This is a genomic window from Hydrogenophaga luteola, from assembly GCF_042648585.1.
Taxonomy (GTDB): Bacteria; Pseudomonadota; Gammaproteobacteria; order Burkholderiales; family Burkholderiaceae_C; genus Hydrogenophaga; species Hydrogenophaga luteola.
The window spans coordinates 78,705-93,112 of record NZ_JBHRXX010000007.1; the positions used below are offsets into that span (position 1 = coordinate 78,705).

At 67.3% G+C, this 14,408-nt stretch carries 11 protein-coding genes; 1 reads left to right on the forward strand and 10 read right to left on the reverse strand.

Annotation, left to right across the window (positions count from 1 at the left end):
- Positions 1–2 precede the first annotated feature (2 nt).
- From ACFOPI_RS15050 to ACFOPI_RS15060, 3 genes are all read right to left on the reverse strand, one after another.
- Positions 3–2,090, reverse strand: a complete 2,088-nt coding sequence (locus ACFOPI_RS15050) for an AAA family ATPase (RefSeq protein ID WP_382175342.1) — start codon at positions 2,088–2,090, stop codon at positions 3–5.
- A gap of 26 nt (positions 2,091–2,116) precedes the next feature.
- Complete coding sequence (locus tag ACFOPI_RS15055) at positions 2,117–3,592, reverse strand: cytochrome P450 (RefSeq protein ID WP_382175344.1); 1,476 nt, start codon at positions 3,590–3,592, stop codon at positions 2,117–2,119.
- Between the two features lie 97 nt (positions 3,593–3,689).
- Positions 3,690–4,625 carry a DMT family transporter gene (locus tag ACFOPI_RS15060; RefSeq protein WP_382175347.1) on the reverse strand — a complete coding sequence of 312 codons (936 nt, stop codon included), beginning with the start codon at positions 4,623–4,625 and terminating at the stop codon, positions 3,690–3,692.
- A gap of 119 nt (positions 4,626–4,744) precedes the next feature.
- On the opposite strand from ACFOPI_RS15060, the gene ACFOPI_RS15065 reads away from it, so the two are divergent.
- On the forward strand, positions 4,745–5,737 hold the full coding sequence (locus tag ACFOPI_RS15065; protein WP_382175348.1) for a quinone oxidoreductase family protein: 993 nt from the start codon (positions 4,745–4,747) through the stop codon (positions 5,735–5,737).
- 70 nt (positions 5,738–5,807) lie between these two features.
- Here the strand turns inward: ACFOPI_RS15065 and ACFOPI_RS15070 are convergent, their stop codons facing one another.
- From ACFOPI_RS15070 to ileS, 7 genes are all read right to left on the reverse strand, one after another.
- Positions 5,808–6,347 carry a porin family protein gene (locus ACFOPI_RS15070; protein ID WP_084383382.1) on the reverse strand — a complete coding sequence of 180 codons (540 nt, stop codon included), beginning with the start codon at positions 6,345–6,347 and terminating at the stop codon, positions 5,808–5,810.
- Positions 6,348–6,586: 239 nt separating this feature from the next.
- A complete protein-coding gene (locus ACFOPI_RS15075) occupies positions 6,587–7,096 on the reverse strand; it encodes a porin family protein (protein ID WP_382175352.1) in 510 nt (169 codons plus the stop codon).
- 154 nt (positions 7,097–7,250) lie between these two features.
- The gene (locus tag ACFOPI_RS15080) at positions 7,251–7,883 is read right to left on the reverse strand and encodes a hypothetical protein (RefSeq protein ID WP_382175354.1); all 633 of its coding nucleotides are present in this window, start codon (positions 7,881–7,883) and stop codon (positions 7,251–7,253) included.
- Positions 7,884–7,998: 115 nt separating this feature from the next.
- Positions 7,999–9,135, reverse strand: a complete 1,137-nt coding sequence (locus tag ACFOPI_RS15085) for an aminotransferase class V-fold PLP-dependent enzyme (protein WP_382175357.1) — start codon at positions 9,133–9,135, stop codon at positions 7,999–8,001.
- A gap of 53 nt (positions 9,136–9,188) precedes the next feature.
- Positions 9,189–10,862 carry a Na/Pi cotransporter family protein gene (locus ACFOPI_RS15090; protein WP_382175359.1) on the reverse strand — a complete coding sequence of 558 codons (1,674 nt, stop codon included), beginning with the start codon at positions 10,860–10,862 and terminating at the stop codon, positions 9,189–9,191.
- Positions 10,863–10,895: 33 nt separating this feature from the next.
- Complete coding sequence (lspA, locus tag ACFOPI_RS15095; protein WP_382175361.1) at positions 10,896–11,402, reverse strand: signal peptidase II; 507 nt, start codon at positions 11,400–11,402, stop codon at positions 10,896–10,898.
- Positions 11,402–14,314 (reverse strand): isoleucine--tRNA ligase, encoded by a 2,913-nt coding sequence (gene ileS / locus ACFOPI_RS15100; protein ID WP_382175364.1) that lies wholly within the window; start codon positions 14,312–14,314, stop codon positions 11,402–11,404. Before ileS ends, lspA begins: the two co-directional genes overlap by 1 nt.
- Positions 14,315–14,408: the final 94 nt, after the last annotated feature.

Sequence of the window (14,408 nt, forward strand, 5' to 3'; positions counted from 1 at the left end):
GATCACCTCCGGCCCGGGGTGTCGGCGGACTGGCGTGCCAGCTGCTCGCGCTGCCACAGCGCCTGGGCCACGCGTTCCGCGCCGCGCGCCAGGTGGTAGCGGTAGGTGTTGAACGGCAGGCCCAGGTCGGCGGCCACGGCTTCCTGCTTGGCGCCGGGCGTGAGCCAGGTCTGCTGCAACGCGCGGTGGAACTTCAGGTCGGCGGGGTGGTGAGCGAGCGCCTGCACGGCGTCGGACAGGGCGGCGCGCAGCGCCTGCAAAGTGGCGGGCGCTGCCGCATGGCCACTGAGCCAGGCGCAATGCCGCAGCGGATTCGCTGCCAGGGCTTCGTCCCGACCATATTGGCGCAGCGCCTCGCGAACGGCCTGCGCAAAATCGTCGGCACCGGGCAGGGGCCGCTGGTCGGTCCCTGTTGCCGGCGGACGCCATTCAGGCGCGATGGGTTCTCGCACATAGTCGCGCACGTAGCCACCGAACAGGCGGCCGTCGACCACGTCGTCCAGCGCCGGCTCGCGCGTGGCCCAGTTCAGGCGCCGCATGCTGGGCCAGACCCGGTCCATCAGCTCGACAGGGTGGCCGTAGGCCACGTTCCATTCGGCTCGCTTGTCGAGCAACGAGCGTTCCATCAGCCAGCTGCCGCCGCCCAGCGTGGCCGTGGGGTTGGGCAGGGTATCGAGCTCGGCGTCCAGTGTGAGCCGGATGCAGACCGCGCTGCCGCCGGGTCGTGGTGCGCGCACGCGCTGCACATGGGCCCAGGCACGCCCGACCGCCGGGTCGGCCGCCATCACCTCGGGCGGAATTTCGGTCATCTCCAGCGCCAGTACCAGGCCGGCCAAGCGGCCGGTGCGGTGGCGCACGAGCAGGAAGTCCTGGGGCCGGTGCGCCACCCAGTGGGCGATGTGCCCGGCCATGCCTGCGCCGAGGCGGCGAAGCACCAGCGCCACCACCGCTTCGGCATCGTGTTCCAGGCCGCCCAGGCGGTGGTTCTCGATGTGGCGGTGGTCGGTGATGTGACCCACGTCGGTGAAGCGCAACACGAAGATCCAGTCCTTGAGCTGGCGCACAGCCTCGTCCCGGCCGACCAGGGGCGCGCGCCGCGCCAGGTACTGCTGCACCCGGAGCCCGGCGCGGTCGATGGCGCCCGGTTCGCGCGCACGCCAGGTGGCGGCAAAGGCTTCCCGCACGTAGTCGTGCATCTGCAGTCCGGCCTCCCCGGCTTGCACAAAAGGCAGACATGCCAGCCAGTCGTAGGTGTCGTCTGCAGCTCCCTCGTCGACTGTGGCGGCGAGCATGGGCACAGTGACGCTTCGGGCCACCGTGAGCACATCTAACGCGGCGCGCAGCAACGGGTCCGACAGGTCGCGCGCAAAGCGCTCAAGCAGCTCACGCACCAGCACTTCGCGCAAGGCTGGGTCACCGTCGCCGGGGTTGTGGTCGGGCAGATCGGCACCGCGGCGGTGGGCGTCGGCCAGCAAGGTGAGCAGCAGCGGTACGCCAGCCCCGCGGGCCAGCATGGCTTCGGGCACGGGCAATCCCCCCAGGCGGCTGGTCAGGTAGTCGCGTGCCTCGGTCTCGGTCCAGGGCACCAGTTTCGTGACGGCCGCGATGCTGCTCCAGCCCGGGTCCAGCCGCCACGCGGGATCGGCCGGCGTCCGCCCGGCCAACACCACCAGGGTGTCGCCCGGGTAGCGGGGCAATTCCTCGTCGCGCAACCAACCTTCCAGCCCGGCAACGGTTTCAAAGGTGTCCACGAGGAGCACGCTGCCGGGGGGCGGCAGCGGTTCCCCGGTGTCGTCCGACAGCGCCACTCTCAGCGCCTGATGCCAGCTGGCCGGCGAGGCCGCGAGGTGCCGGGCATCGATTTCGATGACGATGCGGCCGGCTGCCTCGGCCCGTCGCGTGAACTCGGCCAGCAGCGTGGTTTTGCCAATGCCGCCTGGGCCATGCAGAAACCACACGGGTTCGGCCTGTCCGTCCAGCATGCGGTCAAAGCGGGCCAACTCGGCGGCCCGGCCGATGAAGCGCGCGCGGCGGGCACGGGCCAGGCGGTCACCCAGCGTGGCGGGAGCAGGGGTGGGACGGCGGGGCATGGTGGCCCCGGATTCTGCCGCCAAGCTCAGCGCGGCGCCAGCCGCACCGGCATGCGGCTGGGCAGCATCGTCAGGGCACAGATTTCCCCGATGTCCTCTGGGCGGCAAGCCAGTTCGACACGGAAGCGCCGCAGCAGCATGGCCAGCACCAGGCGCATTTCGGCCGTGGCCAGCGAACGGCCCGGGCAGACGCGGGCGCCCGCCCCGAAGGGCTGGTAGGCACGCCCATCCACCTCGCCCGTGGCCCAGCGTTCGGGCCGGTAACGCAACGGTTCGGGAAATCGCGAGGGGTCCAGCATGGGCGGACGGGCGAGCGAGAAGATTTTGGTGCGGGCCGGGACCGCGATGCCCGCCACCAGCGTTTCGTGGGGCGATTCGAACCCGTTGAAGGGCACGACCGGCCGCAGGCGGATGGCTTCCAGCGCCAGGTGCTCGAACGGTTCCAGCGCGGCCAGCTGCGCCGTGTCGGCGGGCACGTTTCTGGCGCCCAGCACCGCCTGGGCCTGAAGGTTCATCGTGTCCTGCAACGCAGGTTCCGCGGCCAGGTAGAACAGCGTCCAGCACAGGCCGTGGGCGGTGGTGTCTTCGCCAGCGAGCAGCAGCGTCACCACGTTGGCCACGAGATCGGCGTCCGACAGCCCCAACCCGGCCTGGTGCAGCAGCATCGATTCCAGTGCATGCCGCGGCGCGGTAGGGTCCGCGCCGGGAAGACGCCTGCGGGCTTCGTCGATGCATTGGCGGGCGTGTTGCTGGACTGCAGCGATGGCGCGGTCCAGGCGGCGGTCGGCGGGCAGCCGGACCCACTTCCAGTAGGAAAACGGCGTCATCACGCGTCGCATGATGGCCGGGAAGATCAGCTCCAGATGCTGCTGGATGGCGTTGCCGGTGCCGGTGCCACCATGGTCCAGCGTGCGTGGGTCTTGGCCGAAAGCGAGCAGGCTGGTGACGTCGACGGTGTAGCGCTTGAGTTCGTCGGTCATTTCCAGCGCGCGGCCGTCGGCGGCGGCGCGGTCCCAGCGCTGCGCGAGCCGCTCGGTGATGCGGCAAAGCGCTGGCAGCCAGCCCTTGAGGTGGGTGGCGTTGAGCGAACCCATGACCAGCTTGCGCTGGGTGCGCCAGGCATCGCCTTCGGCTGAAAACACACCGTTGAAGCCCATTTCGGACATCACAGGCTGCATCCGGCCGCCGCGCCCGAAGGTCTCGGGCCGCTGGCGGCTGATCTGCTGCACGACCTCCGGGTCGTCGATCACCATCGCCCGGTAGCCCGGGCCCATGCTGAAGCGGTAGGGGGTGCCGAGTTCGCGCGCCCAGCGCTCCAGCGTGAGGTGGGTGCGCGTGACGTCGAAACCCGGCAGCTGGCCCAGCACCGGCCAGCCGGGCGGTTGGGGCAGGTCGTGCCAGGCACGGGCGGGGACGGCGGTGGTCTCTTTGGGGCGAGCGGCCCGGTGCATCGGGCAGCCGCGGGTGGCCGGAAGGGTCGTGTCGGTGGTCGGTGGATTCATGGTGGGCTCCTGGAGGGGCGGTGTCACCATGCTGCTCACCCACTGGTCCGCCGACCAGCCCAATCGCTGCCCATTCGCTGCCGAAAGGGCCGAATGATCAGCGCCGCGAACTGACCACGATGCCGCCCACGATCAGCACGAAGCCCGTCAGGTGGTAGAGGTGCGGCGGCTCGCCGAGCATCGTCGCCGACATCAGTGCCGCAAACAGCGGGGTGAGGTTGCTGAAGAAGCCCGCCGTGGTCGGACCCGCGCGCGAGACGCCCGCGCCCCAGGCCCGGTAGGCCAGCAGCGAGGGTCCGATGGCCACGTACAGCAGCGACAGCGCCAGCGGCCAACCCCAGCGCAGGTGGTGTTCGCCCTCGGGCAGGGCCGGCAGCATCAGCCATTCGCCAGCGGTCATGGCGGCGGACCAGGTGAGCCCGAAGGCCACCTGGGCGAGCAGGAAGGCGGCCCAGTCGCGCCGCACCTCGGCCGGCTCGCTGCCAGGTGTCGGGCGGGCCAGCATCCAGCTGTACCAGGCCCAGGTGATGGAGGCTGCGAGCATCCAGGCGTCGCCCGGCACCAGTTGCAATGTGCTCAGCTGGCGCCAGTCGCCGCGCACCAGCACCACGACCACCCCGGCGAGCGACAGCGTGGCGCCCAGTGCCGCGCGCCGTGTCACCAGCACGCCGTAGAGCAGCCGGCCCAGCAGGATCATCCACACCGGCATGCTCGCAGCGACCAGCGTGACGTTGATCGGCGTTGAGGTCTTGAGCGCCATGTACTGCAGCGCGTTGTACAGCGCCACGCTGGTCAGCCCCAGCACGGCGAACCGGCGGCTGTGCGCCCACACCGGGCTGCGCGGTGCGAGGACCCAGGCGGCCAGCGGCAGCAGCATCAGGAAGGCCAGCACCCAGCGCAGGAAGTTGAAGGTGATGGGCGGAATGCTGCCCTGCATCAGCCGGCCGACCACAGCGTTGCCGGCCCACAGCAACGGCGGTACCAGGAGCAGGGCCGCGGTGGCCGGGGTCAGGCGCTGGGAAGGGTTGGACATGCCCGGACTGTAACGACCGGGGGTATCCCCCGGCTGGCCTGGGGCTGACGGCCTGACACCCCGGTGACGCGCTTGAATCGTGGCAGCATGTGCGGCATTGCCAACCTGAGGAGACCAGCATGACCCAGACCAGCCGCGCCGTGCGCATCCACGCCCACGGCGGCCCCGAACAGCTCGTTGTCGACACCGTCGAGGTGGGCGATCCCGGACCAGGCGAAATCCGCATTCGCCACCACGCCATCGGCCTGAACTTCATCGACGTCTACCAGCGCACCGGCCTCTACCCCAACGCCATGCCACTGGCGCTGGGCATGGAAGGCGCGGGCGTGATCGAGGCGGTGGGTGAGGGCGTCACGCACCTGAAGGTGGGCGACCGCGCGGCCTACGCGGCGGGCAAGCCCGGCAGCTACTGCGATGTGCGCGTGATGCCGGCGATGAACGTCTGCCAGTTGCCCGACGGCATCTCGTTCGAAACCGGCGCGGCGATGATGCTCAAGGGCCTGACCGCGCAGTACCTGCTCAAGCGCTGCAATCCGGTGGAAGGTCTGGAGAAGGGCGACTTCGTGCTGTTCCACGCGGCTGCCGGCGGCGTGGGCCTGATCGCCTGCCAGTGGGCCAAGGCGCTGGGGCTGCGCCTGATCGGCACGGCAGGCTCGGACGATAAGTGTGCGCTGGCGCGCGAGCACGGCGCCGAGTTCAGCATCAACTACCGCACCGAAGACTTCGCTGCGCGCGTGAAGGAGATCACCGGCGGCCAGGGCGTGAAGGTGGTGTACGACTCGGTCGGCAAGGACACGTTTGAGAAGTCGCTGGACTGCCTGCGGCCGTTTGGTCTGATGGTCAGCTTCGGCAACGCCAGTGGCCCGGTGGCCCCGTTTGCGCCCGGCATCCTCGGCCCCAAGGGCTCGCTCTACGTCACGCGCCAGACCCTGTTCACCCACATCAGCAGCCGCGAGCGCACGCAGACCATGGCCAATGACCTGTTCGACGTGGTCGGCAGCGGCGCAGTGAAGATCCGCATCGACCAGCGCTTTGCGCTGACCGATGTGCGCAAGGCGCACGAGAGCCTCGAAGCGCGTCAGACCACCGGTTGCACCGTGCTCCTGCCCTGAGCCAGAGAGCCATGAAAAAGCCCCGGAGCTTCACGGCCCCGGGGCTTTTTCAATGGTCAGTGGGGACGGGTCAGAACTTGAAGCCGACGCCGAAGGTGACGCCGTCCACCTTGGTCCCGCGGCGGTCCAGGTAATTCATGTAGTCGGCGTTCAGCGAGAGCTGAGGTGTGAGGCTGAAGCTCGCGCCACCGCCGTAGGCAAAGCTGGTGGTGCGGTTCGAGTCCCCGACGCCGAAGGCCGAGGTGCTCACCTTGGTGCTGGCCACGCCGGCCCGGCCGTACAGTTCGACGGTATCGCCCAGCATGACCTTGGGTTTGACGAAGGCCCCCAGCATGTTGTCGACCTCACCCGTGGCCGAGGCCGGCCCGATGCGCACCGAGTCGTCCTTCAGGCCGGTGGCCGCGTGGCCCTCGATGGCCAAGTGCGGCGCGAGTTCCACGCCCACGATGGCGCGAGCGGCGGTTGGCTTGACCTTGGCGTCGAAGCCACGGCTGTCCTGCTTGAGGTTGAACTGGCTGTAGCCCACCTCGCCATACACCCCCTGCGCATGCGCGCCGAGGGCGAGCAGCGAAGCGGAGCCGATGAGCACTGTTTGCAGACGTCGTTTCATGAAACCTCCTGGTTGTGAAGATCGCTGACCCGGACAGGCCAACGCACAGTAGGAGAGGCGCGTCGGACAGGCGGTTCCGGCGATTGGGACAACGCTGCGCAAACGAGGTAATGAAATGTAGACCGTGGGCAGGGCGCCTGCATCGGTTGTGGATGCCTTGCGCGGATTGGCTGCAAGTCCGTCGGGACCAATGAAAAAAGGGCACTTGCGTGCCCTTTTTTTTCCGAGTGTGGAAATTCTCAGAACGAGAACTTCAGGCCCACCGCGACGCCGCCTTCGAGGTCGCCGAAGTCCATGTAGTCCACGTTGATGGACATCTTGGGCGTCAGGTAGTAGCTCGCGCCAACGCCGTACGACACGTCGCTGTCGGAGTCGGACACCTTGGCAGAGAAACCGCCAGACGAAGCGGTTGCGGAGATCTTGTAGTTCACATAACCCAGACGGCCATACAGCTCAAAGGCGTCGTTGACCTTGAAGCTGGACTTGGCGTACACACCTGCCAGACGGTCCACCTTGGCCTTGGCGGTGATGCCCATGGAGGAGTCCTTGCCATCGCGAACGCTCGCACCGAACATGCCTTCGACGGCCAGGTTCGGGTTGAACTGGTACCCGACGATGCCACGAACCGCTGCCGGGTCGGTCGCCAGATCGGCGTCGAACGTCTGGTAGGCCACGTCGCCGTACACGGATTGCGCTTGTGCCGACACGGCAGCCAGGCCGAGCATGGAGACGAAGATGAGTTTTTTCATGGGGATTCCCTTGATGAATTGGTGTTGTGGAAAGTGATTCTGGCTGGAGACCAAAACCGAAACGGAGTGTAACGACCTCGGATGGATCTTTTTCTCCCAAGGGCTTTGACCCGTTGAGCGGGCAGGCCCCGGGGCTCGATGCGTGCGCAGCCGTTCAGAAATCCATGCCGGCGCCCAGCGTGAAGCCGGTGAGCTTCACGCCGCTGCCGCTGTAGTAGGTCATGTAGTCGGCGGCCACGCTGACCGGACGGTTGCCGAAGGACTTCCAAGGCGTCACGGTCTTGAAGCCCAGCCCGTAGGACAGGCTGGCGCCGCCGTCGGTGCCGGTGTAACCGCCGACGCTGGTGCCGGCGTTGGCGATGCCCAGGCGGGCGAAGAACTCGGTCTCACCACCGATGCGCAGCCGCGGCTTGGCGTAGGCGCCCAGCAGGGTGCCGGCGCTCACGCTGTAGGCGGTGCCCCAAGGCCCCACGGCATCGGCGCCACGCAGGCCCAGGCCCAGCATGGCTTCGGCGGCGAGGTTGGGGTGGTAGTCGTAGCCGGCGACGGCGCGCAGCATGATGGGCTTGGCCGAGATGCCGGCTCGGGCGATCTTGTAGCTCAGGAAGCTCAGGCCGAGCTCTCCGTACACCTGTCCGTCCAGGCCCTGCGAGGCCAGGCCTTTTTCCACATAGGCCTCGCCTTTGGCGGCGCCGGCGCTGGCCTTTTTCTGAACGGTTTGCGCCGAGGCGGCGCAGGTCATCACAGCCATCGCGCCGAGCGCGACGAGCTTGGTCATCGTTTGCATGGGAACTCCCTGAAAAAACAAAAAAACGCTGGATCGCTTCATCCGCTTGACGGGCGGAACACAAGAAGAAAGGAGCCCGTTGTCGGGCTCCTTTTCCGGGTGGAAAGCGGCAGGATTATATCTTTGGACTTACCGTCTTCAGCGCCTGCTCCAAGTGCGAGAGGGTGCCCGCCACGTCGTGCCATTTGTCCAGACCGAACAGGCCGATGCGGAAGGTCTTGAATTCGGTGCCTTCGTCGCACTGCAGCGGCACGCCGGCGGCGGTCTGCAGGCCGGCGGCAAGAAATTTCTTGCTGTTCTGGATGTCCGGGTCGCTGGTGTAGCTGACCACCACGCCGGGCGCCTGGAAGCCGGGCGCGGCCACGCTGGCAAAACCGTTCGACTCCAGCAGGGCGCGCACCCCGCGACCCAGCGCCACTTGCTCGTCGCGCACCTTCGCGAAGCCATAGGCTTCGGTCTCCTTCATGGTGTCGCGCAGGCGTTGCAGTGCATCAGTCGGCAAGGTGGTGTGGTACGCGTGGCCGCCACCTTCGTAGGTCTCCATGATCTGCAGCCACTTCTTCAGGTCCATGGCAAAGGTGGTGCTCTGCGTGGCGTCGATGGCCTGCCGGGCGCGCTCGCTGAGCATGACCATGGCGCAGCAGGGCGAGCTGCTCCAGCCCTTCTGCGGCGCCGAGATCAGGATGTCGACCCCGGTGGCTTTCATGTCGACCCACATCGCGCCGGAGGCGATGCAGTCCAGCACGAACAGGCCGCCCACCGCGTGCACCGCCTCGGCCACGGCCTGCAGGTAGTCGTCGGGCAGCATCATGCCGGCGGCGGTTTCCACGTGCGGCGCGAACACCAGCGCAGGCTTTTCCCTCGCAATTGCGGCCGTCACCTCGCCGATGGGGCAGGGCGTCCACGGTGACTGAGCCCCGTCACCGGTCTTGCGCGCTTTGAGCACGGTGTGGCTCGCGGGAATGGCGCCCATGTCGAAGATCTGCGTCCAGCGGTAGCTGAACCAGCCGTTGCGGATCACCATCACATGCTTGCCGTGCGCGAACTGGCGCGCCACCGACTCCATGCCGAAGGTGCCGCTGCCCGGCACCAGCACCGCCGAGTGGGCGCCATAGACCTGCTTGAGCATGGCCGAGATGTCGGTCATCACGCTCTGGAAGCGCCGCGACATGTGGTTGAGCGCGCGGTCGGTGTAGACCACCGAAAATTCCAGCAGTCCGTCGGGATCGATGTGGGGCAGCAGTCCGGGCATGGTTTGTCTCCTGTGGGCAATCGAAAATCAGGTTAGCACAGGCCCCTTGGGGCTCAGTGGCGGCCGGGCGGTGTCTCCAGGTCCTGCAAGCGGCTTTCGCGCAGGCGGCTGGGCGCGAGCGCGCCGGCCGAATCAAGGATGGGGTAGGCGATCGAGCAGATGTGCGAGTTGATGCGCTTGAGATCGCTGATCAGGTCGATGTGTAGGGAGCTGCTTTCCATGCTGGGGGTCGCGCGTTCGGTCAGGCGCTCCAGGTGGCTGCTGGCGTATTCGCGCTCCATCTCCCGGAAGCGCACCTTCTCTTCCAGCAGGCGCTGCGCATCTCGCACGTTGCCGTCGAGGAACACGCTCATGCCCAGGCGCAGGTTGTCCAGCAGGCGCGCGTGCATGGCGCTGATCTCGGTCATGCCAGCCTCCGAGAATGCACGGCCCTTGCGGATCTTCTTGTCCTCAATGTCCAGCAGCACGCGCTCGACCGTGTCGCCGATCTGCTCCATGTTGATGGTGAAGCTGATGATGTCGGTCCAGCGCCGGCTCTCTTTCTCGTTGAGCTGCTCGCGCGAGATCTTGGTCAGGTAGTACTTGATGGCCGAGTACAGGTCGTCCACCGTGTCGTCCATCTTGCGCAGGTCCTGCGACAGCTGCAGGTCGTTGGTTCGGATGACGGTCATCACGCCGCGCAGCATGGTCTCCACCACATCCGCCTGGTGCAGCGCCTCGCGCGCCGCACAAGAGATCGCCAGCGACGGCGTGGCAAGGGCGGAGGGGTCGAGGTGGTTGGGGCGGTCGAGCGCGCTGCCGGCGTTCTGCAGCGGCAGCAGCTTCTCTACCCAGCGCGCCACTGTGCCGGTCAGGCCGATGAAGGTCAGGCCGACCATCAGGTTGAAGCACAGGTGGAACAGCACGGTCTGCGCCGCCGGGTCCGGCACCCAGGGCGGCACCCAGCGCAACCAGAACGGAATGAGCGCTGGGGCAATGGCGACCCCCATCAGTTTGAACAGCAGGTTGCCCAGCGGCACCTGGCGCGTGGCACGGTTGGCCTTGGCTGTGGTCAGCACCGCCAGCAGGCCGCTGCCCAGGTTGGCGCCCAGCACCAGGCCCAGCGCCACGTCGATGCCGACGACGTTGATGGCGAGCGTGGCGGTCAACAGCACCACGGCCAGGCTGGAATACGATAGCACCGCCAATGTGGCACCCACAAGGATTTCGAGCATGCGATCGCTGGTGAGCGACTCCAGCATGAGCTGGACAGCGGGGTTGCCAGTCAGCACGTGGGTGGCCTGGCTCACGAGTTGCAGGGCGAGCAGCATGAGGCCCAGGCCGATCAGCACGCGTCCCACGTCACCAACCTGGGTGCCCTGGCGGAGGATGAAGAGCGTCACGCCGACAAAGATGAACAGCGGCGAGAGCCAGGACAGGTCAAAGGAGAACACCACCGCCATCACGCTGGTGCCGATGTCGGCGCCCAGCATCACGGCTAGGGCCGCGGGCAGGGTGATCAGGCCGCGGCCGACGAAGGAGGCTGTGATGAGGGCGGTGGCAGTGCTGGACTGCACCAGGGCGGTGACGCCCAGGCCCGACAGCGCCGCGGTGAAGCGGTTGCCCATGCTGGCCGCCAGCACTTGGCGCAGCTTGCTGCCCAGCACGCGCAGCACGCCGGTGCGCACCAGGTGGGTCCCCCAGACCAGCAGCGCGATGGCCGCCAGCAGATTCAGCAGGTGTTTCATGTCCGGGAAAACTATACCCGGAGTGCTGGGGGTTTAACGGCTCTTCTTCACCCGCAGGATCTCGTCGAGGATCAGTGCGACGGCACCCACCGTGATGCCCGCATCGGCCACGTTGAATGCCGGGAAGTGGCCACCCGGGAACAGCCCCGACAGGAAGGACCAGTGGAAATCCAGCATGTCGACGACGTAGCCGTGCAGCACGCGATCCACCACGTTGCCGATGGCGCCACCCAGGATGCAGGACAGCGCGAAGGCGAACAGCTTCTGTCCCGGGTGGGAGCGCAGCATCCAGATGATGAACACGGCCGCTGCGATCCCGATGCCGGTGAATAGCCAACGCTGCCAGCCACCAGCGGAGGCCAGGAATGAGAACGCAGCGCCGGTGTTGTGCACCCGCACGATGTTGAAGAAGCTGGTGACGTAGGTGCTGTCGCCCAGCTGGTAGTAGCCCAGGATCAGGGTTTTGGTGAACTGGTCCAGCAGAAAGACGACCGCAGCCAGTCCGAGCCACGGCCAGAGGCTTGCCTTGGTTTTGGCCATCAGGCGATGCTCCTCGTTTCGCCAGCGCCGGTGCCGGCCGCTTCGGCCAGATTGCCCACGCAGCGGCCGCACAGCGTCGGATGCTCGGCGTGGTTGCCCACATCGTCGGCGTAGTGCCAGCAGCGCTCGCACTTGGTGGCGGCGCTCGGGGTCACGGCCACGGCCAGCTCGCTGCCATCGACCACGGTGACGGCCGAGGTGATGGTCACGAATTTCAGGTCCGCGCCGAGCGAGCGCAGCAGGGCCGCGTCGTCGGCACCTGCCGTGATGGTCAGTGTGGCCTGCAGCGAGGCGCCCACCTTGCCTTCAGTACGCAGGTCTTCGATCGCCTTGTTGGCCAGGTCGCGGATTTCCCGGACGCGGCTCCACTTGGCCAGCAATGCCTCGTTGGCCGAGGGCAGTGGCGAGAAGGTCTCGAAGAAGATCGAGCCTTTTGTCTGCTCCCTGGCGAGGACAGGCCACGCTTCTTCTGCGGTGAAGCTCATGAACGGTGCCATCCAGCGCAGCATGGCGTGGGTGATCTGGTGCAGCGCGGTCTGGGCGCTGCGGCGCGCCAGGCTCTTGGGTGCCGTGGTGTAGAGCCGGTCCTTGAGCACGTCGAGGTAGAACGCACCCAGGTCCTCTGAGCAGTACACCTGCAGCTTGCTGACCACGGGGTGGAACTCGTACAGCTCGAAGTGCCTGAGGATCTCGGCCTGAAGTTCGCTGGCGCGCGCCAGCGCGTAGCGGTCGATCTCCAGCAACTGGTCGTCGGGCACGGCGTCGGCGGCGGGGTCGAAGTCGCTGGTGTTGGCCAGCAGGAAACGCAGCGTGTTGCGGATGCGCCGGTAGGCGTCGACCACGCGGGCGAGGATCTTGTCGTCGCCCGCGATGTCGCCGGAGTAGTCCGATGCGGCCACCCACAGTCGGATGATCTCGGCTCCGAGTTTCTTGCTGACCTCCTGCGGGTCGATGCCGTTGCCCAGCGACTTGCTCATCTTGCGGCCCTGGCTGTCCACGGTGAAGCCATGGGTCAGCAGCCCACGGTAGGGCGCGCGGCCGTAGATGGCACAGGCCAGCAGCAGGGAACTGTGGAACCAGCCACGGTGCTGGTCGTGCCCTTCGAGGTACAGATTGGCCTCGGGACCTTCGGCGTGGGCCGCACCGTTGGGGTAGGCGTGCGAATGGCTGCCGCGCAGCACGTGCCAGAAGGTCGAGCCTGAGTCGAACCAGACCTCCAGGATGTCGCTGCTCTTGGTGTAGTGCGGCGCATCTGCGGTCCCCAGGATGTCCTCGGCCGTTACCCGGCTCCAGGCTTCGATGCCACCCTTTTCGACGATGTCGGCCGCCTGGTCGAGGATCTCCATCGTGCGCGGGTGCAGCTCACCGGAGTCCTTGTGCAGGAAGAACGGGATCGGCACGCCCCAGGAGCGCTGGCGCGAGATGCACCAGTCGGGCCGGTTGGCGATCATGTCGCGCAGCCGCGCCTGGCCGTTGGCTGGATAGAAGCTGGTGTGGTCGATCGCCTCCAGCGCCATCTGCCGCAAGGTCTTGGCCGGCTTGTCGCCCGGCTTGGTGAACACGCCCTCGCCGTCGTCCATGCGCACGAACCACTGTGCCGCGGCGCGGTAGATCACCGGCGTCTTGTGGCGCCAGCAGTGCGGGTAGCTGTGTGTGATGGCCTGCGTGGCCATGAGACGGCCATGTTCGCGCAGTGTGTCGATGATGGCTGGACAGGCTTTCCAGATGTGCTGGCCGCCGAACAGCGGCAGTTCCTCGGCGTAGACCCCGTTGCCCTGCACCGGGTTGAGGATGTCGTCATAGGCCAGGCCATGGGCGACGCAGCTGTTGAAGTCGTCCACGCCGTAGGCCGGGGCCGAGTGCACAATACCCGTGCCGTCGCCATCGCTCACGTAATCGGCCAGGTACAGCGGCGAGAGACGCTTGTAGCTGTACTTACCGCTGGCGCTGTCCACGTCGTGCAACGGGTGGCGGAACACCTGGCCGCGCAGGGCCTCGCCCTTGGCGGTGGCCAGCACGTTGCCGGTCAGGCCAAAGCGCTCCAGGCACTTCTCGACCAGGCTGGCGCCCAGCAGCAGCACGCCCTTGGGCGTGTCGACCAGGGCGTACTCCAGTTCGGGGTGGGCGTTGAGCGCCTGGTTGGCTGGGATGGTCCAGGCGGTGGTGGTCCAGATGACAGCGAAGGCCTGCTTGCCTTCGGGCAGGGCCGCCAGACCGAAGGCCCGGGCCAGGCCGACCGCGTCGTCGGACTCGAAAGCCACGTCCAGGGTGTCGCTCTTCTTGTCGGCGTATTCAATCTCGAACTCCGCCAGCGAAGAGCCGCAGTCGAAGCACCAGTACACCGGCTTGAGGCCACGGTAGACGAAACCGCGCTCGATCACCCGCTTGAAGGCACGGATCTGACCTGCTTCGTTGGCCGGGTCCATGGTGCGGTAGGGGCGTTCCCAGTCGCCCAGCACGCCCAGGCGCTTGAAATCCTCGCGCTGCTGGTCGATCTGTGCGGTGGCGTAGGCGCGGCTCTTGGCCTGCATGTCGTCACGGCCCAGGTTGCGGCCGTGCTTCTTTTCGATGGCGTTCTCGATCGGCAGGCCATGGCAGTCCCAGCCCGGGATGTACTGCGCGTCGAAACCGGCCAGCTGGCGGCTCTTGACGATCATGTCCTTGAGCACCTTGTTGACCGCGTGCCCCATGTGGATCTGGCCGTTGGCATACGGCGGGCCGTCGTGCAGCACGAACAGGGGGGCCCCCTGGCGCGCATCGCGCAACCGCTGGTACAGGCCGTTCGTGTTCCAGTCGGCCACCCAGCCCGGCTCGCGCTTGGGCAGGTCGCCGCGCATCGGGAAAGGTGTATCGGGCATGTTCAGCGTGGCGCGGTAGGCTCCGCCGCTGGCGTTCTCGTTCTTTTCAGCCATGGTGTTCGGCTTTCGGTGGGGTTTGGCAAGCAGGCTCGGCGGTCGGCGCGGGGGGGCGCCGGGGAGTGGGGCAGATCGCCCCGAGCCTGTGCAA

Coding starts and splice junctions, on each gene's coding strand:
- ACFOPI_RS15075 (WP_382175352.1), bottom strand. CDS start 7,096: ATGAAAAAACTCATCTTCGTCTCCATGCTCGGCCTGGCTGCCGTGTCG.
- ACFOPI_RS15070 (WP_084383382.1), bottom strand. CDS start 6,347: ATGAAACGACGTCTGCAAACAGTGCTCATCGGCTCCGCTTCGCTGCTC.
- ACFOPI_RS15065 (WP_382175348.1), top strand. CDS start 4,745: ATGACCCAGACCAGCCGCGCCGTGCGCATCCACGCCCACGGCGGCCCC.
- ACFOPI_RS15060 (WP_382175347.1), bottom strand. CDS start 4,625: ATGTCCAACCCTTCCCAGCGCCTGACCCCGGCCACCGCGGCCCTGCTC.
- lspA (WP_382175361.1), bottom strand. CDS start 11,402: ATGGCCAAAACCAAGGCAAGCCTCTGGCCGTGGCTCGGACTGGCTGCG.
- ileS (WP_382175364.1), bottom strand. CDS start 14,314: ATGGCTGAAAAGAACGAGAACGCCAGCGGCGGAGCCTACCGCGCCACG.
- ACFOPI_RS15050 (WP_382175342.1), bottom strand. CDS start 2,090: ATGCCCCGCCGTCCCACCCCTGCTCCCGCCACGCTGGGTGACCGCCTG.
- ACFOPI_RS15090 (WP_382175359.1), bottom strand. CDS start 10,862: ATGAAACACCTGCTGAATCTGCTGGCGGCCATCGCGCTGCTGGTCTGG.
- ACFOPI_RS15055 (WP_382175344.1), bottom strand. CDS start 3,592: ATGAATCCACCGACCACCGACACGACCCTTCCGGCCACCCGCGGCTGC.
- ACFOPI_RS15080 (WP_382175354.1), bottom strand. CDS start 7,883: ATGCAAACGATGACCAAGCTCGTCGCGCTCGGCGCGATGGCTGTGATG.
- ACFOPI_RS15085 (WP_382175357.1), bottom strand. CDS start 9,135: ATGCCCGGACTGCTGCCCCACATCGATCCCGACGGACTGCTGGAATTT.